General features: G+C 60.8%; 17 protein-coding genes. 14 read left to right on the top strand and 3 right to left on the bottom strand.

The features are described 5' to 3' along the window. Positions 1-10: 10 nt before the first annotated feature. The 14 genes from JQ575_RS02915 (at position 11) to JQ575_RS02850 (ending at position 15,830) form a co-directional block, all read left to right on the top strand. Complete coding sequence (locus JQ575_RS02915; RefSeq protein ID WP_212031783.1) at positions 11-2,332, top strand: molybdopterin-dependent oxidoreductase; 2,322 nt, start codon at positions 11-13, stop codon at positions 2,330-2,332. 17 nt (positions 2,333-2,349) lie between these two features. Further along, the gene (locus JQ575_RS02910) at positions 2,350-3,054 is read left to right on the top strand and encodes an SDR family NAD(P)-dependent oxidoreductase (RefSeq protein WP_212031782.1); all 705 of its coding nucleotides are present in this window, start codon (positions 2,350-2,352) and stop codon (positions 3,052-3,054) included. 79 nt (positions 3,055-3,133) lie between these two features. Then, positions 3,134-3,955: an enoyl-CoA hydratase-related protein gene (locus JQ575_RS02905; RefSeq protein ID WP_212031879.1), complete on the top strand. Its 822-nt coding sequence runs from the start codon at positions 3,134-3,136 to the stop codon at positions 3,953-3,955. A gap of 60 nt (positions 3,956-4,015) precedes the next feature. Then, entirely contained in the window at positions 4,016-4,795 is a 780-nt protein-coding gene (locus JQ575_RS02900; protein ID WP_212031781.1) for an SDR family oxidoreductase, read from the top strand. A 405-nt stretch (positions 4,796-5,200) separates the two neighbouring features. Beyond that, entirely contained in the window at positions 5,201-6,796 is a 1,596-nt protein-coding gene (locus JQ575_RS02895; RefSeq protein WP_212031780.1) for a class I adenylate-forming enzyme family protein, read from the top strand. A 114-nt stretch (positions 6,797-6,910) separates the two neighbouring features. Continuing rightward, positions 6,911-8,110: an ABC transporter substrate-binding protein gene (locus JQ575_RS02890; RefSeq protein WP_212031878.1), complete on the top strand. Its 1,200-nt coding sequence runs from the start codon at positions 6,911-6,913 to the stop codon at positions 8,108-8,110. Between the two features lie 70 nt (positions 8,111-8,180). Next, positions 8,181-9,281 carry an NADH:flavin oxidoreductase gene (locus tag JQ575_RS02885; protein ID WP_212031779.1) on the top strand — a complete coding sequence of 367 codons (1,101 nt, stop codon included), beginning with the start codon at positions 8,181-8,183 and terminating at the stop codon, positions 9,279-9,281. A 33-nt stretch (positions 9,282-9,314) separates the two neighbouring features. Continuing rightward, a complete protein-coding gene (locus JQ575_RS02880; protein WP_212031778.1) occupies positions 9,315-10,310 on the top strand; it encodes a tripartite tricarboxylate transporter substrate binding protein in 996 nt (331 codons plus the stop codon). 291 nt (positions 10,311-10,601) lie between these two features. Continuing rightward, complete coding sequence (locus JQ575_RS02875) at positions 10,602-11,390, top strand: crotonase/enoyl-CoA hydratase family protein (protein ID WP_212031877.1); 789 nt, start codon at positions 10,602-10,604, stop codon at positions 11,388-11,390. A 64-nt stretch (positions 11,391-11,454) separates the two neighbouring features. Next, positions 11,455-12,246, top strand: a complete 792-nt coding sequence (locus tag JQ575_RS02870; RefSeq protein WP_212031777.1) for an SDR family oxidoreductase — start codon at positions 11,455-11,457, stop codon at positions 12,244-12,246. Positions 12,247-12,361: 115 nt separating this feature from the next. Continuing rightward, positions 12,362-12,970: a TetR/AcrR family transcriptional regulator gene (locus JQ575_RS02865; RefSeq protein ID WP_283842576.1), complete on the top strand. Its 609-nt coding sequence runs from the start codon at positions 12,362-12,364 to the stop codon at positions 12,968-12,970. Positions 12,971-13,139: 169 nt separating this feature from the next. Then, complete coding sequence (locus JQ575_RS02860) at positions 13,140-13,937, top strand: enoyl-CoA hydratase/isomerase family protein (RefSeq protein WP_212031775.1); 798 nt, start codon at positions 13,140-13,142, stop codon at positions 13,935-13,937. A 13-nt stretch (positions 13,938-13,950) separates the two neighbouring features. Next, entirely contained in the window at positions 13,951-15,204 is a 1,254-nt protein-coding gene (locus JQ575_RS02855; protein ID WP_249166390.1) for a CaiB/BaiF CoA-transferase family protein, read from the top strand. 125 nt (positions 15,205-15,329) lie between these two features. Next, positions 15,330-15,830 (top strand): helix-turn-helix domain-containing protein, encoded by a 501-nt coding sequence (locus JQ575_RS02850; protein ID WP_212031773.1) that lies wholly within the window; start codon positions 15,330-15,332, stop codon positions 15,828-15,830. Here the strand turns inward: JQ575_RS02850 and JQ575_RS02845 are convergent. The 3 genes from JQ575_RS02845 to JQ575_RS02835 are packed head-to-tail and all read right to left on the bottom strand — an operon-like array spanning position 15,810 to position 19,521. Then, the gene (locus JQ575_RS02845) at positions 15,810-16,664 is read right to left on the bottom strand and encodes a xanthine dehydrogenase family protein subunit M (RefSeq protein WP_212031772.1); all 855 of its coding nucleotides are present in this window, start codon (positions 16,662-16,664) and stop codon (positions 15,810-15,812) included. The genes JQ575_RS02850 and JQ575_RS02845 overlap by 21 nt on opposite strands. Continuing rightward, a complete protein-coding gene (locus JQ575_RS02840; RefSeq protein WP_212031771.1) occupies positions 16,661-19,033 on the bottom strand; it encodes a xanthine dehydrogenase family protein molybdopterin-binding subunit in 2,373 nt (790 codons plus the stop codon). The genes JQ575_RS02845 and JQ575_RS02840 overlap by 4 nt, the downstream gene beginning before the upstream one ends. Next, positions 19,030-19,521 (bottom strand): (2Fe-2S)-binding protein, encoded by a 492-nt coding sequence (locus JQ575_RS02835; protein WP_212031770.1) that lies wholly within the window; start codon positions 19,519-19,521, stop codon positions 19,030-19,032. The genes JQ575_RS02840 and JQ575_RS02835 overlap by 4 nt, the downstream gene beginning before the upstream one ends. Positions 19,522-19,558 lie beyond the last annotated feature (37 nt).

Below are 19,558 nucleotides of genomic sequence, written 5' to 3'. Positions count from 1 at the left end.
GGAGGTCAAAATGACGGCCGGCAAATGGCTCAAGACGGCCTGCAACCTGTGTTACCTCAATTGCGGGATCGAAGTCCTGGTCAACGAGGGGCGCCTCGAGAAAGTACGGGGCGACCGTTCGAGCCCGAAATCACAGGGCTACCTGTGCAACAAGGCGACCCGGATTCCATATTATGCGAATGACAAGGATCGGCTTACGACTCCGCTGCGTCGTCGCGCCGACGGCGGCTTCGATGCAATCGAGTGGGACGTGGCGATCGCAGAAATCGCAGAGCGGCTGCGAGACATCGTCGACAGATATGGAGGCAAGACTATTGCCCTTTACGGCGGTGGCGGGCAGGGCAACCACGCCGGCGGCGCCTATGCCAGTGGATTGTTGCGCGCACTGGGTTCGCGCAGCGTCTTCAATGCCCTTTCGCAGGAAAAGACCGGCGACTTCTGGGTCAATGGCCACATGTTCGGCAGCCAGACCTGCCACACCGCCGAGGACGTCCATCATTGCGATCTTCTGCTTGTCATCGGTGCAAATCCCTGGATTGCGCACGGCTTCCCCAATGCGCGCGATCATCTCAATCAAATCCGCAAGGATCCCGCACGCAAGCTGATCGTCATTGATCCCAGGCGAACCGAAACCGCCGAAATGGCCGATCTGCATCTCGCGGTTTGTCCCGGCGCGGACTCGTTTCTCCTTGGGGCCCTGTTGGCCACGCTTGTCCGGTCCGACCGGATCGATCATGCCTTCATTGAGGAGCACACGATCGGCTTCGCGGAAGTGCGGCAGGCGCTATTAAACATCCCCGTTGAAGAATGGGCTGCCGCCGCCGATATCTCGATCGCGGATCTGGAGCGTTGCGCCGCGATGATCGTGGCGGCGAAGGCCATGGTGGTACGGGTCGAGCTCGGCATCCAGCAAGGCATCAACTCGACGCTCAACTCCTATCTCGAAAAGCTTCTGATCATGCTTTCCGGCAATTTCGGCCGTAAAGGCACCAACCAATTGCATAGCTGGCTTCAACCGCTATGGGGCAATTCTCCGAACCAGACATTCGCGCCGACCGGCGACGCAATTATTGGGGGCCTGTTGCCGCCCAACATTTTCCCCGAAGCAGTGCTAAAGGACCATCCTGACCGATTACGTTGCGCCTGGATCGACAGTTCCAATCCCGCCAACACGGCCGCAAACACCGGGGCCGTGGAACGCGCGCTGCGCGCGCTCGACCTATGCGTTGTGGTCGACGTTGCGATGACCGAAACCGCACAGCTCGCGCATTACGTTCTCCCGGCGTCCTCACAGTTCGAGAAAACTGAATTCACCCTGTTCAACTTCGAATTTCCGACGAACTATTTTCATGTTCGTGCCGGTGTGTTGCCGCCGCTCGCCGGCACCTTGCCGGAGCCTGAGATCTACACGCGGCTTGCCATCGCCCTGGGGCTTCTGCCAGGTGACAATGTGCTCGCGCCCCTGCGGGAGGCGGCGCGGCGTTCGCGAGCCGAGTTCGCCATCGCCTTTCGTGCTGTCATCGCTGAAAACCCCGGCGCGGTCGCTGCGCTAGTGCTCTATCACACGCTAGGGCAGACGCTTCCGGACGGCACGGCGGCTGCGGCACCCTTGTGGGGGGCGGCACTGGCTTGCGCGAAGCGATCGCCGCAAACGGTACGGCGGGCGATCGGCGCATCGGACGAGGTGGCGGATCACCAGCTCGGCGATCTCCTGTTCGACACTATCGTAGCCACCCGGCAAGGCACTGCCGTTACCCGGCACGACTATGATGAGGTCTGGTCGTTGATCAGCCATTCGGACCGCAAGGTTCGGCTGGTGGTCCCGCAGATGCTGGAATGGCTGGCACGGCTCGATCCGCAAGCCGCGGGCGCGCCAAAGGAGTTTCCGTTCATGCTGGCGGCGGGTGGCCGCCGCATGTTCAATGCCAACCAGATCTTTCGCGATCCCGCGTGGCGGCGCGAGGATCCGGACGGCGCCATGTTGATCAATTCGAGCGATCTGAGCGAGTTGGGCGCAGAGGATGGTGACTGGATCGCCGTCGAGTCGGTGGTCGGACGGCTCGTCGTCCGCTGCAAGGTCGACGATGCGATGCGGAATGGCCAGCTGGCGCTGCCGCACGGTTACGGTCAGGCATACCCGACGTCGGACGGAGAGCGGCTCATCAACGGGCCGCGTATCAATCTGCTCACGGAAAGCGGCAATCGCGATCCCATTGCGGGCACGCCGTACCACAAGAACGTAGCGGTTCGTCTGGCCCTGGTGTCTGCGCACGAGGCTGCCACCTATCAGTCGCAGTCCGAGCGAATTCATATGAGAGCGGCCGGACAATAGCTGGAAGGGAGCGTTAAATGACCGAAAAACCAATCGCAATCGTGACCGGGGTAGGGCCGGGCACTGGAACTGCCATCGTCAAGCGGTTCTCTGCAGGCGGATTCCGTATCATAGCGCTTGCCCGCTCAGCGGAGCTCACCAATCGCCTTGCGCAAGAGCTTCCCGATGTGCACGCGGTGACCTGCGACGTGTCCGACGAGAGCCAGGTGCGGACTGTGGTCAATGACGTAAAGCGCCGTTTTGGAGTGGCAGAGGTTCTCGTCCACAACGCGGTCGGAGGAGGCTGGGGAAGCTTTCGCGAGATCGATCCGAACATGCTGAAGGGAAATTTCGAGGTCAACGTGATGGGCTTGTTGTACCTGGCCCGCGAAGTAGCTCCTGACATGATCGATCGAGGCAAGGGCGCGATCCTCGTCACCGGAAATACGTCTTCGATCCGGGGAAAGGCCAATTTCGCCGGCTTCGCTCCGACAAAGGCGGCGCAGCGGATATTGGCCGAGTCGATCGCGCGTGACATGGGGCCTCTCGGCATCCACGTCGCCTATGTTCTCATCGACGCCGTGATCGATACGCCCCGGATGCGCGCGCGGATGAGCGACAAACCGGATGATTTCTTCATCAAGCCTGCCGCCATCGCCGACGAACTGTACCATCTCTACGGTCAGGACCGATCGGCCTGGTCATTCCTCGCGGAACTGCGGCCATTCCGCGAAAACTGGTGACGCCTGGCCGATGAGAAACGCGGTCTCGCTTTCTCCATTTAACGAGCCGCGCAGACGCAGGACTGGAAAGGTCGAAATCATGTCTGATGAGTCAATCTCGATTGATACGGGGACAGATGAATTGCTGTGTGCGATCCGGGATCGCGTCGCCGTGATCACCTTGAACCGACCTGAGGTGCGAAATTCGCTGTCCGACAATCTCACGCCGGCGTTGCGCAGGATGATCAAGCGCAACGGTGACGATCCGGACGTCGGCGCGCTGCTGATTACGGGTGCAGGCAGCGCCTTCTGTGCCGGCGGCGACGTCAAGGGGATGGGCAGCAACTCTGCTGCACCGGCCATGTCAATCAGCGACAAGGTTGCGCGACTGAAGGAGCGTCAGCGAACCCTGACCGGCGTGCTTGTCTCGGTGCGTAAACCCACCATCGCGGCCCTGCCAGGACCGGCGGCCGGCGCTGGCCTTGCGATCGCGCTTGCCTGCGACATTCGAATTGCTGCCGAATCCGCCATCATGACGACAGGTTATACGAAGATTGCGCTCACCGGCGATTACGGCATTTCGTGGCTGTTGACCCGGCTGGCCGGGACGGCGCGTGCCCGCGAACTGATGTTCCTGTCCGAACGGATCGATGCACACCGCTGCGAAGCACTGGGGTTGGTAAATCGCGTGGTGCCTGATGTTGACTTGCAGAAGGAAGCGTTCGCATGGGCGAGGATGTTGGCGAACGGTCCGGTGAGCGCCTATGCCGCCATCAAGGATAATCTCGACCTCGCGCTTTCGGCTGACTTCCTGACGTCATTGGATCACGAGGCAGAGAAGATGGTCGTTGCGGCGGGTATGGCGGAGCACACCGAAGCCGTGCGAGCCTTTATCGAGAAACGCGCTCCCAGTTACAGGTGAGGCTGATCGAATCGCTGAAGAAATAGATTGCCGGCCACCAAACGCGTGCGAGCAAGCAACATGACTCAATCCAACCGCGACACCCAACCTTCGGTACAGGACGTTGCACTCATTGTCGGTGGCGGCCCGGGCATCAGCTCGAGTTGCGCCCGGCTGTTCGCGGAACACGGCATGCGTGTCTGCGTCGCCGCCAGGAATCCCGACAAGGCGGTCCTTGAGACCCTCGAGAAGACGCATGGCGTGCGTCGATACGCCTGCGATGCCAGCGACCCGGCGACTGTGGCACAGCTGTTCGGGAGTGTCGTCCAAGACTTCGGGACGCCGAGGCTCGTCGTGCACAACATCGATGGCCGGGTTCCCGGCATTTTTCGCAAGAGCATTATCGACGCCGACCCGGTCATGGCGCTCGAAACACTTCGAAACTCGGCCTTCAGCGCGTTTCTGGTCGGTCAACAGGCTGCTCGGCTCATGCTGGGAAACGAACCCGACGCCAACGGCGCGAGAGGAACGATCATCTTCACGAACGCCAGCGCGGCGCTCAAGGGCTTCCCATCAAGTGGCGCCTTTGCAATGGCATGTCATGCCAAGTCCGGACTGGCACAAAGCATGGCAAGAGAGCTGATGCCGCAGGGGATCCACGTTGCGAATGTGCCGATCGACGCTGCGATCGGCTGGACCCAGGAGGACGGGACCCGCGCTCACCGGCTGGCGGGAACGACCGTCGACGACAACATGGCCGATCCCGTCCATATCGCGAAAACCTATCTTCAGCTTCATCAGCAGCATCGGTCGACCTGGGCGTTCGAAGTCGTGCTCCGGCCATGGGCCGAGAAATGGTGACTCGCACTTGCTTCAGTGCGGGCTTGCGCAGCGCCTGAGCAACGCCTCCCGAGTCGGAGCATCTCGCTGTCCCGGCACGCGAAGCAAGTGTTGACGCCGGAACAGCAGACCGCAACGAGCGCCACCGCGACCGCGTGCCAACGAGTACTGCACCTCGTCACGCGAGTCTTATCTCACTGATTTCTCCGAAGGATTTGCGTCTTAAACATATAATTCGAAATAGGAATTCTGTGTCCGAGTTCGACATCGTTCTTGCTATCAAACATGGCAAATGGCCACCTGACTTGACAGTTCTATTTTAGAACTGTTTAATCGATCCGCCGATGGAGGTGAAGGAGCGGACTTGCCCGTTTGAAGGGGGAGGCCACGCAGCACTCTCGAAAAACAAGGCGCGAGGAGGATGGCATGAGGAGCGTGGACGATATCACTGCAACCGAATTGCTGGACGGCCTGCCATCCAGGGTACACGAGGTCTACGCGCCGTTCGTGCGGGACATCCCGGATCATCCGGCCTTCGTCGAAGGGGGGCGTTCGTGGAGCTACCGGCAGTTCTCGGAAGCTGTCGACGCCGCGGCGAAGGACCTTTCCAGTTTGGAGATCAGGCCCGGCGATCGCGTGATGATTGCGAGCGAGAACAGCGTGGCGCTGGGGGCGATGCTGTTCGCGGCGAGCAAGCTCGACGCTTGGGGCATTGCGGTTAATCCCCGCCTCTCAGCGAGGGAGATCGACCTGATCAGGACTCACAGCGGCGCAAGACGCGTGCTGTTCAACGCGGCGCTGTCGAAGGAAGCCGCCGATCACGCGAGCCGCGTCGGAGCTGGAATTAACGCTGTGGGGCCATTCGGCGGAATCGGGATTGGTCCACTCAATGCGGATGCGCAGGCAGAGCCCGTCGAGAAGGATGGCGCGCGCCAGGTCGCGGGCCTTCTCTACACGTCGGGCACGACCGGTGCTCCGAAGGGAGTCATGCTGAGCCACCGCAACCTGCTCTTTACCGCAAAGACTTCGGGAATCCTTCGCCAAAGCGGTCCGGCCGATCGCATCTACGGCGTGCTGCCGATGTCCCACATCGTCGGGTATTCGATCCTGCTGATCGCCACGCTGATGCACGGCGGCACATTGCACGTTGTGGCTAAGGCCGATCCCGCCGCGCTGGCCCATGCCATAGCCGAGGAGGGGATTACGAGCCTGTTCGGTGTTCCAGCCACATATCAGCGCCTGCTCGAGCACAAGGCGGTCAAGGGCATCCAGCGACTCGAGCGAGGCAAGCTGCGGACCATAGCCGTCGCCGGCGCGCCGCTCGATCTCGACCTGAAGAAGCGGATCGAGGACGAATTCGGGATTCCGCTATTGAACAATTACGGCATAACTGAATGTTCGCCCGGCCTGTCGGGTGTCCGTTCAGAACACCCCGTCTCAGACGAGACGGTCGGCCCGTTTCTTCCCGGTATCGAGCACCGGATCGTGGACAGGCTGGGCAAGAAGGTGGCGGCGGGCGAAGTGGGCGAATTGCACGTCCGGGGCCCCAACGTGATGCTGGGCTACTATCGCGCTCCCGAGCAGACCGCTGCGGCGATCAATGAACAGGGATGGTTCAACACAGGGGATCTCGCCCGGGTGAACGGCGAGGGCCATCTTTACATTGCCGGTCGCACCAAGGAACTCATCATCCGCTCCGGCTTCAACGTTTACCCCGCCGAGGTGGAGGCGGTGCTGAGCGCGCACGACCAGGTCGTCCAATCAGCTGTGGTGGGACGACCGGTTGATGGCAACGAGGAGGTCGTCGCGTTCGTGCAGCTTCTCCCCGGCGCCAGTATCAGCGCCGAAGACCTGAAGGCGTACGCAGCCCAACAGCTCACTTCGTACAAGCGCCCGACTGAATTGATCGTGCTCGACGCTCTGCCCGCTGCCTCCACCGGCAAGATACTCAAACACAAGCTACGAGAGCTGGCGATCGAGCGGGCGGCCGGGAAGGCGTCCGATGCCGCAGCTGCGGGCTGAGTGATGCACTGCAAGGAATGGGACGAAGCCGCACCAGGGGTCGGTCGCCGAGGCCGCACGGAAATTCAACGATTGATGAGCGACGCAGCCCGTCGCCGCACAGGGGAGAAGTCGATGTTCAGGAAGTCCATACTAGCAGCCGCGATCGGCATGACGATTGTCGGCGCGCACGCGCGTGCGGAAACGCCCGGCGTCACGAGCGCCGAAGTGAAGGTGGGAGCTACGTTCCCGTTTAGCGGTCCCGCGTCGCCGCTCAGCAATACCGGAAAGGGTCTGATCGCCTACATCAATTCGATCAACGAGCGCGGTGGCATCAACGGCCGCAAGATCAATCTCATCACCTACGACGATGCTTACAGCCCTCCCAAGACGGTGGAGCAGACCAGGAAGCTTGTCGAGAGCGATGAAGTAGCCTTCCTGTTCGGCCCCCTCGGTACTCCCGGCATCGGCGCCACCATCAAGTACGTCAACGCGAAGAAAGTGCCGCATCTGTTTGTGGTAAGCGGCGTCACCAAATTCACGAACTTCGCCGAATTTCCGATGACCACAACGGGGCTGCCCAGCTATGACACGGAAGGGCGCATCTACGCGAAATACATCACTCAGGCCCGGCCGGACGCAAAGATTGCGATCCTCTATCAGAACGACGATTTGGGGAAGGACTTCCTCAATGCGTTCAAAGGCTATCTGAAGGACGACTTCGACAAGAAAGTCGTATCGTCCTCCTATGAAGTGACCGAGCCGACGATCGATTCCCACGTGGTGAAGTTGAAATCGTCTGGCGCAGAAGCGTTCCTGGTTGCCGGCACGCCGAAGTTCGCGGCGCAGGCCATCAAGAAGGCCGATGAGATTGGTTGGAAGCCGTTGTTCCTGATCAATTTCGTTTCGAGCTCGGTCTCTTCGACCATCGTCCCCGCTGGACCGGAAAAAGCCGTGGGCATCGTCGCGGCAACGATCACCAAGGATCCGAACGACAAGAAGTGGGCCGACGACGCCGGCATCAAATGGTACCGTGAGCATTTCGCGAAATACCTGCCGGGCGCGGACATCGGTGATGCCAATTATCTGTTCGGTACGCAGCAGGGACAGATCCTGGAGCAGGTGCTCAAACAGTGCGGTGACGATCTTTCGCGTGAGAATATCGTCAAGCAATCGCGGAGCATCCGCGGGCTGTCACTTCCCACGCTCATACCGGGTGCTACGATCAGCACGGGCCCGGAAAGCAGTATGGCGTACACGCAGCTGCAGCTGCAGCGCTGGAACGGCAGCACGTGGGATCAATTCGGCAAGGTTCTCAGCGCCGAGGAAAAGTGAGCTTGACTTTTGAAGGAGCAATGCGGGTGATCGGAGCCCGCAAAGCTACTAACTGAATCAGGGAGCGCGAATGTCCAGCGACGCACTTTTCCGGCCCTTCAAGCTGAAAGGGCTGAACCTGCCGAACCGGGTGGTGATGGCGCCGATGACGCGCTCTTTCTCTCCGGGCGGAATTCCGACCGAAGACGTCGCGAGGTACTACCGCCGCCGTGCCGAGGGAGCGGTCGGGTTCATCATATCGGAGGGGACAGGCGTGGATCGTCCGGCATCCCTGAACGATCCGAATGTTCCTCGCTTCCATGGCGAGAAGGAACTGGCGGGGTGGCGGCGTGTGGTTGACGAGGTACACGCCGCGGGTGGCCTGATGGCACCGCAGCTATGGCATGTCGGAGCCGTTCGTACGCGCGCCGAGAACTGGTCGCCTCCCGGTGCCTATGACACTCCGTCCGGCCTGTCGCGACCGGAGAAGAAGTTCGGCGAGCCGATGAGCGAAGAGGACATTGCAGACGCCATTCGCGCTTTCGCCGATGCGGCGCTTGCCGCGAAGCGCCCGGGGTTCGATGCCGTCGAATTGCATGGCGCACACGGCTATCTGATCGATCAGTTCTTTTGGGAGGGGACCAATCGGCGCGAGGATGCCTATGGAGGCAAGGACCTGCCCGGCCGGGCCCGGTTTGCCGCTGATATCGTCCACGCGGTTCGCAAGTCGCTCGGACCGGATTTTCCGATCGTGCTCCGGATCAGCCAGTGGAAGCAACAGGACTTTGAAGTCAAGCTGGCCGATACGCCACGCGCATTGGAAGCCTGGCTCAAACCGCTGGTCGACGCGGGCGTCGACATTCTGCATTGCTCGCAACGGCGCTTCTGGGAGCCGGAGTTCGATGGCTCCGATCTGAACTTCGCCGGATGGGCGAAGAAGGTAACAGGTGTGCCGACGATTTCGGTCGGGTCGGTCGGTCTGACCGGTGAATTCATTGCCGCGTACGGTGGAGAAAGCTCCCGTCCGGCGTCCCTCGACGAGTTGATCCGCCGTCTCGACCGCGAGGAGTTCGATCTCGTCGCGGTGGGCCGGGCGCTGCTTCAGGATCCGCAGTGGGTACTGAAGGTGCGTGACGGCCGTACGGAAGAACTGATGGCTTTCGAACGGAGCGCGTTTGCGGCGCTGAGCTGACCCCCGAAGAATGCAATATAACCGGACTCCACCATGAATCTGTCAATCTACCGAAGCTGCCTGCAAGGACTGGTGCTGGCCGCCATTGCCGTCGGCACAAGCTACGCCGTCAATGCACAGGGCTATCCCAACAAGCCGATCACGATCAAGGTGGCTTTCCCTGCCGGCGGCCCGGCGGATGTATCGATCCGTGCTGCGAATATCGTGCTTCAACGCAATCTCGGCTCTTCGCTGATTACCGAGAACGTTCCTGGCGCCAACGGTTCGATCAGCGTCATGGCCGTTCTCAGGGCCGGTCCCGACGGTTACACGCTGCTCGGCACGACAGGCACAGATTTCCTTATCGCGCCCTTCATGGTTGCCTCCGCGAAGTACGAGCCTGAAAAATTCCGCCTGCTGGGCGTGGTCGGGATCTCCGATTTTGTCCTTTTGTCCGGCAACGCTCATTCCTTCAAGAACGTCGACGAATTGATCGCCTATGCACGCAAGCCCGGCAGCAAGGAGCTTACGTTGGCGCATTGGGGCACCGGCTCGACATCGCATATCGTTGGTGCTGATTTGCAGCAGCGGACCGGCGCGAAATTTCTGGAAGTGCCGTACAGGGGCGTCGCGCCGGTGCTGGCCGACATGTCGGGCGGGCACATTGACCTCACCTTTGCTCCGCTAGGCGGCTCGACGCTCAGCCTGATCCAGACCGGCCAGGTCAAGGCGCTCGCCGTCGCCAGCGCGAATCGCAATCCAGCCCTGCCGGAGGTGCCGACGATCGGCGAGAGCGCATGGGGTAGGAACTTCGAATACAGCCTCTGGTCGGCGTTGTTTGCGCCGCCCGGTACGGCGGATGAGGTTGTCACTCGGTTGAACGGTGCGATGAATGTATGGACCACAAGCGAGGACAACCTCGCACGGATCCAGAGGGATGCGTCCCGGCGACTGGAACCAATGAGTGTCGATCAGGCCGAGGCCTTTCTCAAAAGCGAGCGCGACAAATACATCGCCATGGTGCGCGCGCTGGATCTCCAGCCACAATAGCGGCAACGCCAGCGGAGAAATGTCGGTTGTATAATTTGCGAACGAACGTGGGTCAACGTATCGCGTGGAAAATTGGAACTGGGTGCCATAGCAACTGTGTTGAACTAGCGTTATTCGAAAATTTCTTGGAAGGCGATCTCCACGGTTGAATAACGTTTATCCAAAATTTTTGTAGCCCGTGCTTCAGTGGCCATTTCAAGCTGGCAGGAAGAAACAATCGACAGGACGCGGAGATGGCCAGGGATTCAGCGAGCCGTCGGACTGTCTGTCTGGAAAGTGTGGAGGCTGGTTATGAGCGAGAAAACCCAAGTCGGGCAGATCCGGACCGAGGTGCACGGGCATGTGTTCAAGATCATTATCGACAATGTGGCGAAGAAGAACTCCTTCAGTCCGCAGATGATGGCGCAGATGTCGGATGCGATGACGCTTCTGGACCGAACGGACGATTACTGGGTCGGGGTTCTCTGCGCCGAAGGCCCTGATTTCACGGCTGGGCTGGATATGCCGAAATTCTTTGGACCAAAGGCCGAGAATACCGAGATCAAGCCTGGCAATATCGATGCGTTCGCGCTGAAAAGCCGTTGCCGCAAGCCGATCGTGACAGCAGTGCAGGGGATTTGTTTCACGATCGGCATCGAAATGATGCTGGCTGGCGACATCGTCGTGGCGGCCGACGACGCCCGGTTCTGCCAGATGGAATCCAAGCGCGGGATTGCGCCCCTTGGTGGTGCCCATTTCCGGTATTTGACGCGAGCAGGATGGGGAGATGCGATGTATCACCTGTTCTTGTGCGACGAGTTCAACGCAGCGCGGGCTTACAAAATCGGGTTTGTTCAGGAAGTCGTCGCTCCCGGCCAACAGATCGCCCGCGCAATGGAAATTGCGGATCTGATCGCCGGGAACGCTCCGATCGGCATTCAGGTAACCAAGGAAGCCGCGCTGAAATACATCGAGGCTGGTGAAAAAGCTGCGATCGATTACATCCCGAAGATCAAGGATCGCGTTTTCAGCAGCGAAGACATGAAGGAAGGCATCCAGTCTTTCGTGGAACGTCGCTCGGCAGTGTTCCGCGGGAAATAGTGATCCCGCGGATCGCCACGTAACCGCGCAGCAGAACTTCGCCCACAAGCTTGAGGATTGGACTATGGGAAGCATCAAGAAGGCATTCGATCTCACCGGCAAGAACGCCCTTGTTACAGGTGGCTCGCGTGGCCTTGGGCTGCAGATCGCCGAGGCGCTAGGTGAGCAGGGGGCACGGGTCGTGATTTCCTCTCGCAAGGCGCCGGACCTGGAAAAAGCTCAGGCGCATCTTGCCGGCCTTGGCATCAAGGCGGAATGGATCGCAGCGGATAATTCCAAGGATGAAGACGTCAAGCGGCTCGCAGAAGAAGCGATCAAGAAGCTCGGCCGGGTGGACATTCTGGTGAATAACGCGGGCGCGACCTGGGGCGCGCCGACCGAGGATCATCCGATCGAGGCGTGGGACAAGGTGATGAATCTGAACATCCGCGCGCTGTTCCTGCTCAGCCAGCAGGTTGCGAAGCACTCGATGATCCCCAATAAATATGGCCGCATTATCAACCTAGCTTCGATCGCGGGCCTGTTCGGTAGTTCCGGGGATATGCAGATGATTGCTTACAATACGAGCAAGGGCGCGGTGGTCAATTTCACGCGGGCCCTGGCGGGGAGTTGGGGGCGCTACGGAATTACGGCCAATGCTCTGGCGCCCGGCTTTTTCCCGTCGAGGATGACGAAGGGAACGATCGAGGCTGTCGGCGTCGAGAAGCTCGCCGCCTCATCGCCGCTGCGCCGCATCGGCGATGAGGACGATCTGAAGGGCGCCGCGGTTCTCTTCGCCAGCGACGCCGGCAAGCACATCACCGGTCAGATCCTTGCCATCGATGGCGGTCTGACTTCGGTGCTGTCGTCTTCCTGAACTTCTCAGTCGAGCCGCTTTCGGTTTGGTGGTGAAAGGCGCCTCTGCGGAATTCGGTTGGTATATATGATGATAATCATCTAATATGTCTCCGTAGGTTAGCTCGGAGCAGGCAATGCGTTACCCGAAAGATCACGGGCAGCAGACCCGCAGGCGGATCGTCGAGAATGCTTCCTATGGCCTGCGCCAGAATGGTGCTGACGGCTTGAGCGTGGTCGACCTGATGAAGCTCGCCGATCTGACGCATGGCAGCTTCTACGCCTACTTTAAGTCACGTGACGCTTTGGTCGTTGAAGCGCTCGCTTTGGCCATGGACCGAACCGTCGCCCATTGGCTGGATCTCACGCAGGGATTGCCTACCGAGAAAGGATTTGATGCCGTCGTCGAGGCCTATCTGAGCCCTCGCCATCGCAACAACCCGGCCCGCGGTTGTGCGCTTCCGGCATTAGCCGCGGATATCGGACGTTCTGGCCCGGAGGCGCGACGTACCTTTGCAGGCAGGCTGGAGAAAATGATCGATATCATCGCCGGGTTGATCCCGAAGAAATCGCCATCGGATGCGCGACATGCCGCCGCCGGCGCAATTGCGACTATGGTCGGTTCGATCGTGCTCGCGCGTGCGGCCGGTGACAAGCGGCTGTCTGACGCCCTTTTGGAAGCCGGTCGGCAGGCCGTGCGCGATCAGACCGGAAGCGCCACTGCGGAAGCCTCTCGAGCGGATTGAATCTGAATGCCTCTTTCCGAGTCCATCAGCCTCCAGGGCAGCTCCGGCATATCGATCGTCAAACCATTTGATGCAAATTATGACTTGCAAAATGCAAGCCGTGATGTAGCCTGCATTTCGCAAATCAAATGATGCGGTCGCGAGAGCCGCCGGCAGACAGGAGGCAGCTTTGTCCGAGGATGCGTTGGTGACGCGCGAACAGCGCGGCAATATTTCCGTTTTGACAATGGTTTATCGGCCGTACAACCTGCTCGGTCCCAAGCTTCTCAACGCGATCGTGGAGCAGGTGGAGGAAGCCCAAAAGGCAGGCAGCCGCGCTATCGTCATCCGTAGCGGACTGCGGCATTTCTCCGCCGGCGCAGATCTGGATATCTTCGATAAGCGGGTGGAGGCAGGCAGCGCAGATCAGGGCGGTGAAAATCGGCGGCTGAACGGCGTCGAATTCTTGCGCTTCATGGAGCTTCTGCCAATCCCGTTAATCGCCAGCGTTCACGGCGTTTGCCTGGGTGGCGGTCTCGAGCTCGCGCTATCGTGCGATTACATCATCGCAGCCTCTTCGGCGAAGATCGGCTCAGTCGAGGCGACGCTTGGGCTGCATCCCTTGCTGGGAGGAATCCAGCGGCAGGTGCAACGTATCGGCGCGCAGCGCGCCAAGGAGATGTCGATGCTGGCTCGGCGCTACGATGCGCCAACGCTGGAGAAGTGGGGATTAATCAATCTCACTGTCCCGGAGGAATCGTTGGAGAAGGCGACCATGGCCATCGCGGAGGAGTTTGCGCAAGGCCCGACGGTGGCGCATGCCGCGACCAAGGAACTCGCGCATATCGCCGTCAATCAGGGCGTGGTGGCTGCGGACGAGGCGATGTCACGCGTACAGGCGCCGATCTGGGCGTCGGAAGACCTCAAGACCGGTCTTGCATCATTCCGCAAGAACGGTCCGGGTCTCGCAAAGTTCGCGGGGCGCTGACATGAGTGGCCCCTTGAGTGGAATCCGTGTCGTCGATTTCTCCCGTGTGTTGGCCGGTCCCCTGTGCGCCCGGACCTTGCAGGACCTCGGCGCTGAGGTGATCAAGGTCGAACCGCCCAGCCCCGACGTTTCTCGCTTTGCTTTTCCATCGACGGACGGGATGTCAGGCTATTACGCTCAGCAAAATGCCGGCAAACGCAACGTCAGTATCAATCTCAACATCCCGGGCGCTTACGAGTTGGCGCTTGAACTCTGTGACACCGCCGATATCCTGGTCGAAAATTTCCGGGCGGGCACGCTGGGTTTCTTCGGGCTGGATTACGCAACGCTGTCGAAACGCAATCCACGGCTGATCTACGCGTCGATCACCGGCTATGGGCAGGGTGGTCCGTGGCGGAGCAGGATGGCCTATGCGCCAACCGTGCAGGCCGAGGCCGGCTTTACCGAAAACAGCGTCCGCCACTATGGCAGCGCGCTGACGGAGCCGCGTACCGATAGCCTGTCGCATGCCGACGTCTACGCTGGATTGCAGGCCGTGATCGCGATACTTGCGGCTCTCAACAGCCGCCAGAGGACCGGACGGGGCCAGTATATCGACATCGCAATGGCAGCGACGTTGCTCGCGGTCAACGAACGCGCGCACGTCGATCTTTCCGATGATGACATCGGGGCGGAGCCTGCGGTGCTCGGCGCCACTGATTGCTCCTTCTTCACAGGACCGCAAGGCGAAAATTTCACCGTCGCGACCAGCATTATTGGCAGCCGGACCTTTCCGTCGTGGCTGCGCGCCATGCGCCGCGTCGATTTGATGGATGATCCGCGGTTCTCCAGCGCTGCCGCGCGCCGCTTGAATTTCGGCGTGCTGCATCAGATCATCCAGTCCTGGATCCTGACCTTTCCGGATATGGCGACCCTCGACGCCCAGTTCGACGAGGCCAAAATCGCCATGGGCGAGATCCGTTCCATCAAGGAGCTCACGGCATCGGAATGGAGCGATTACTGGGGGGCCGTCCAACGCGTCCCTGACCGCAGCGGCGGCGAATATCGGTTGCCGGGCCGACCGTGGCATTTTTCTGCAGAACAGCTGAAACCAATTGGCACACCTGCCTTTCAGGGCGAGCATAATTACGCGGTCTTCAGCGAACTAGGCCTCAGCGAGGCGGAATTGAAACGCCTAAGCGAAGCGGGCGTGCTCGTTTCGCATCGGCGTGCGCTGGAGCCTGAGATCGTCGCCAAGCCGGAAGCCGAGCCGGGGCAGGCAGCCTGATCGGAAACGCCGAAGGGCGCACTGGACATACACGAATCCCGCTCAATATGGTATGAGCTGAGTTCGGGGTTGAAAGAGCTATGTCCAGTGTGAAGCGAAGCCGTCTTGCAAACAAGGAATGTTCCATGGCGCGCGCCATGGAAGTTGTCGGCGACCGCTGGTCCATCCTGATCCTGCGCGAGGCCTATTACGGCGTGAAACGCTTCGATGAGTTCGAATACTATATCGGGATCGCACCCAATATCTTGAGCGCCCGGCTGAAGAAATTCGTCGATGCCGGCATCATGACGCGGATGCCACTGCCCGAACACGGCGGGCGATACGAATACGTTCTGACCGAGAAAGGACGCGATTTCTTTCCAGCCTATCTCGCGCTTAAAAAATGGGGTGACGAGTGGCTGGCGGAGCCCGCAGGGCCGCAGGTCGTGTTCCGCGAACGCGCCGCGGGGCGCGCGATCGAATATCCGGAATTGCGGACGAGCGGTGGCAAGCCGTTGCGGCTCGAGGACGTCGAGATCGTTGCCGGCGCAGGTGCTGTTCCATTCAACCGCAAGCGGTTTGGTGGCGATGCCGGCGATCTTGCGGCCGGCCCCAAGGCACCCGTTTCACGACGAAAGCGCAAGTAGCGCGCGTCTGGTCTCGACCCGGATCAGATTCGCGCGGTATTCGGCCGACGCGTAGCGGTCGGAGAGGCACTCGGTGGTCTCACTCAGCAATGTTGCCGCCTTGTCGATATTGTCCCGCGAAAGCGTCTTGCCGAGCAGGAAATCGGAAGCGTGTTGGCCGGTGAAGGCGTGGTTCGCTGCGCCGGTGACGCCGATGGAAATCTGGTCAACCGCCCCCCCTTGCAACCGCACGCCGACCGCGATTGCCACGACGGCAAAGCCGCTCGCGGGATGCCGGATCTTTCGATAGATGAAGTGCATGCCAGTCCTCGGCCGAGGGATATGGACGCTTACGAGAATTTCGTCCGGTTCCAGCACAGTCGAAAAGATATCGGTAAAGAAGTCCCGCGCCGCCACGCTTCGGTGGCCATTCGGGCCCACGATCTCAATCTCTGCCTGCAGCGCCACCACTACCGCCGGCCAGTCAGCCGCGGGATCGGCGTTCGCGAGCGAGCCGCCTATCGTGCCGCGGTTACGCACCTGGGGATCGGCAATCAGGCTGGCCGCCTGGCGAAAGATCGGCAATTCCCCGTGCAGCGGCTCGGAAGCAAACAGTTCGGCATGCGTCGTCAGTGCGCCGATCCTGATGCCGGTCTCGCTGATTTCAATTCCTTTGAGCTCGGCGATGCCTCCGATATCGATCAGGAGTTCGGGGGACGCCAACCGCAGCTTCAGCGCCGGCAGCAGGGTATGGCCGCCAGCCAGGAGCTTTGTTCCATCGGGATCGTCCCGCAACAGATCGATCGCCTGGGCAAGCGAAGACGCGCGGACATAATCGAAGGCTGCGGGGATCATCGGGAGGCTCCCGTGCGTGCTTGTTGGATCGCTGCCCAGACGCGTGGCGGCGTCAGCGGCATATCCAGATGTTTGATACCGAACGGTGACAAGGCATCGAGCACGGCGTGAACCATGCAGGGCGGGGCGGCAATCGAGCCGCTCTCGCCGATGCCCTTGACGCCGATCGGGTTGGTCGGCGAGGGGGTTTCCTGGAAGTGCGATCGGATGTTCGGCACATGCTCGGCGCGCGGAACGGCATAGTCGAGCAGCGAGCCGGTCAGCAGCTGTCCATTGTCGGGATCGTAGCTGACCTCTTCATAGAGCGCCTGCGCGATGCCTTGCACGACTCCGCCATGGATCTGGCCGGCCGCCAGACGGGGATTGATCAGCGTGCCGACGTCGTCCACCGCGACATAGTCGAGAATATCGACGATCCCGGTCTCCGGATCGACCTCGACATAAGCGAGGTGAATGCCTGACGGCGCGCCCATGCCGGTCGGGTCGTAAAACACCGTCTCATCAAGGCCTGGTGCTACGCCATCGGGAAGTTTGTGCCCGACATAGGCCATGCGGGCCACCTTCGGGAAGGTTACCGGCGCGACATCGGTACCGGGCACGCTGAACGCGCCGGCCGAATAGGAAACGTCCTTCTCGTCTACTTCCAGCATGCCCGCCGCGATCTTCTTCGCTTTGGCGACAATGCGTTGCGAAGACACGTGCACGCTGGATCCACCGACCGCCATCGAACGGGAATTGAAGGTGCCGTGGCCGGCCTGTACCTGGCGCGTGTCGCCCTGTACGATGTCGATGTCTTCAATCGGAATCTGCAGCACGTCGGCAGCGATCTGCGACAACGACGTGATATGGCCTTGTCCCTGGCTCATCGAGCCCGAATAGATCGTGGCTCGTCCGCTGGAATCGATGCTGACCCGCGCGCTTTCCCAGCCGCCACGGTCAAATCCGCTCATGGCCAACCGGCGTGATGGCGCCATCCCGCACATATGCGTATAGGCGGCAACGCCAATGCCGCGATAGATCCCGCTTCCGCGCAAGGCTTCGCATTCGCTGCGGCGTCCGTCATAGTCGAAAGCCGCGAGCGCCTTGTCGAGCAGTCCCTGGTAATTGCCGCTGTCGTACATCACGCCCATGCTGCCGTAGGGCCGATAGGGAAATTCCGCCGGTTGAACGAAATTCTTCCGCCGCACTTCGACCTGGTCGAGTTTGAGGTAGCGTGCCACCGCATCGATCGCGCGCTCGGCAATGTAGGCGCCTTCGGGCCGACCGTAACCGCGATAGGCATCGACCGGCACCGTATTGGTGACGACGACGCGTGAAATAGCTTCATAGTTGTCGATCTTGTAAGTGCCGGTTCCAAAGTTGATGGTATTCACGGTCGGACCGCCGCTCGCCATGTTCGACAGGTAGGCGCCAACGTTGCCGAGGGTCTCAACCTTCAGGCCGAGGATCTTGCCGTCGTTCCTGAACGCTACCTCGATATTTTCCGTATGGGCGCGACCATGGCTGGTCGATTGATGGCTCTCGGAGCGGCTCTCCCACCACTTGACCGGTGCGTCAAGTTCGCGCGCGAGATAGGGGCAGAGCAGGTCCTCCGGATACAGATGCATCTTGGCGCCGAAGCCGCCTCCGATATCAGGTGCGACCACCCGCAATTGATGCTCGGGAATACCGACCGTCTCGGCGATCCAGCGCCGGTGCATGTGGGGAACCTGGCTGCCGATATAGACCGTCAAGGTACCGTCGGGTTCTGGCGAGGCAACGATCGCGCGCGTTTCCATGCAGGTAGGGATCAAGCGGTTGTTGACGACGCGCAGGCCGATGACATGATCGGCCTCGCGCGCGGCGTTCTGGTAGTCGCCGCCGCGCACCTTGTAGATCGTGGTGATATTGTCCGGAGCGTTGTCATGGAGCTGCGGTGCGCCCTCTCGGATTGCGACTTCTTCATCGATCACGGCGGGCAACACGTCGTACTCGACTTCGATCATGCCGACGGCGTCATAGGCTTCAGCCAGTGTTTCCGCCACCACGAGTGCCACGCACTCGCCGACAAAGCGAACGCAATCGGTCGCGACAACCGGACGGAACGGTACCTTGCTGCCGGGAATGACCCAGTTCGGCGCGATCGGGCCGATCTTGCCGACGAGCGCCTTGCCGGACAAGACGAGGCGAACACCCGGGGCGACCTTGGCAGCCGACAGATCGACGCTTCTGATCTTGGCGTGGGCGTGCGGCGATCGCAGGACGGCCATATGCAGCATGCCCGGCAGCCTGACGTCATCGACGTATCGGCCCTTGCCGGCGAGAAATTTGAAATCCTCGCGTCGTCTGAGCGGCTGGCCGATATGGCGGATCGCCGTCGTATCGTTCATGACTGGTAGCCTTTCGATGCTAGGCTTTCGACTGCGCGGACGATGTTGTGATAGCCGGTGCAGCGGCAGATGTTACCGGCAAGGCCGTGTCGGATGTCATGCTCGCTCGGATTGGGCTGATCCCTCAATAGCTGGCGCACGCTCATCACCATGCCCGGCGTACAGAAGCCGCATTGCAGAGCGTGATGCTCATGGAACGCCGCCTGAACCGGGCTGAGTTCAGCCCCCGTGTCGGTCAGCCCCTCGATCGTTGTGATCGACGCACCGTCTGCCATTACGGCCAGCACGGTGCAGGACTTGATTGCCTGTCCGTCGATCTCCACAGTACAGGCGCCGCACTGCGAAGTATCGCAGCCGACGTGTGTCCCGGTGAGGCCAAGGTCCTCCCTGATCAGGTGGACCAACAATCTTCGCGCTTCCACGGCGACGGTCTTGCGCGCGCCGTTGATCTCCACGGTCACCACGTGGCGGTTATCGGGCTCGGGCATGCATTCCTCCTGATCAGGGCACGTTGGCCGCAGTACT

Origin of the sequence: Bradyrhizobium sp. JYMT SZCCT0428 (genome assembly GCF_018131075.1) — a bacterium.
Taxonomy (GTDB): domain Bacteria; phylum Pseudomonadota; class Alphaproteobacteria; order Rhizobiales; family Xanthobacteraceae; genus Bradyrhizobium.
Note: the sequence above shows the minus strand (reverse complement) of the source record. Positions and strands in the feature narration are given on the sequence as shown.

Bases quoted from the DNA above. Each gene is read 5' to 3' on its own strand.
- JQ575_RS02885 (WP_212031779.1), top strand. From the start codon at position 8,181: ATGTCCAGCGACGCACTTTTCCGGCCCTTCAAGCTGAAAGGGCTGAAC.
- JQ575_RS02905 (WP_212031879.1), top strand. From the start codon at position 3,134: ATGTCTGATGAGTCAATCTCGATTGATACGGGGACAGATGAATTGCTG.
- JQ575_RS02890 (WP_212031878.1), top strand. From the start codon at position 6,911: ATGTTCAGGAAGTCCATACTAGCAGCCGCGATCGGCATGACGATTGTC.
- JQ575_RS02880 (WP_212031778.1), top strand. From the start codon at position 9,315: ATGAATCTGTCAATCTACCGAAGCTGCCTGCAAGGACTGGTGCTGGCC.
- JQ575_RS02915 (WP_212031783.1), top strand. From the start codon at position 11: ATGACGGCCGGCAAATGGCTCAAGACGGCCTGCAACCTGTGTTACCTC.
- JQ575_RS02865 (WP_283842576.1), top strand. From the start codon at position 12,362: ATGCGTTACCCGAAAGATCACGGGCAGCAGACCCGCAGGCGGATCGTC.
- JQ575_RS02910 (WP_212031782.1), top strand. From the start codon at position 2,350: ATGACCGAAAAACCAATCGCAATCGTGACCGGGGTAGGGCCGGGCACT.
- JQ575_RS02835 (WP_212031770.1), bottom strand. From the start codon at position 19,521: ATGCCCGAGCCCGATAACCGCCACGTGGTGACCGTGGAGATCAACGGC.
- JQ575_RS02875 (WP_212031877.1), top strand. From the start codon at position 10,602: ATGAGCGAGAAAACCCAAGTCGGGCAGATCCGGACCGAGGTGCACGGG.
- JQ575_RS02850 (WP_212031773.1), top strand. From the start codon at position 15,330: ATGGCGCGCGCCATGGAAGTTGTCGGCGACCGCTGGTCCATCCTGATC.
- JQ575_RS02845 (WP_212031772.1), bottom strand. From the start codon at position 16,664: ATGATCCCCGCAGCCTTCGATTATGTCCGCGCGTCTTCGCTTGCCCAG.
- JQ575_RS02840 (WP_212031771.1), bottom strand. From the start codon at position 19,033: ATGAACGATACGACGGCGATCCGCCATATCGGCCAGCCGCTCAGACGA.
- JQ575_RS02900 (WP_212031781.1), top strand. From the start codon at position 4,016: ATGACTCAATCCAACCGCGACACCCAACCTTCGGTACAGGACGTTGCA.
- JQ575_RS02870 (WP_212031777.1), top strand. From the start codon at position 11,455: ATGGGAAGCATCAAGAAGGCATTCGATCTCACCGGCAAGAACGCCCTT.
- JQ575_RS02895 (WP_212031780.1), top strand. From the start codon at position 5,201: ATGAGGAGCGTGGACGATATCACTGCAACCGAATTGCTGGACGGCCTG.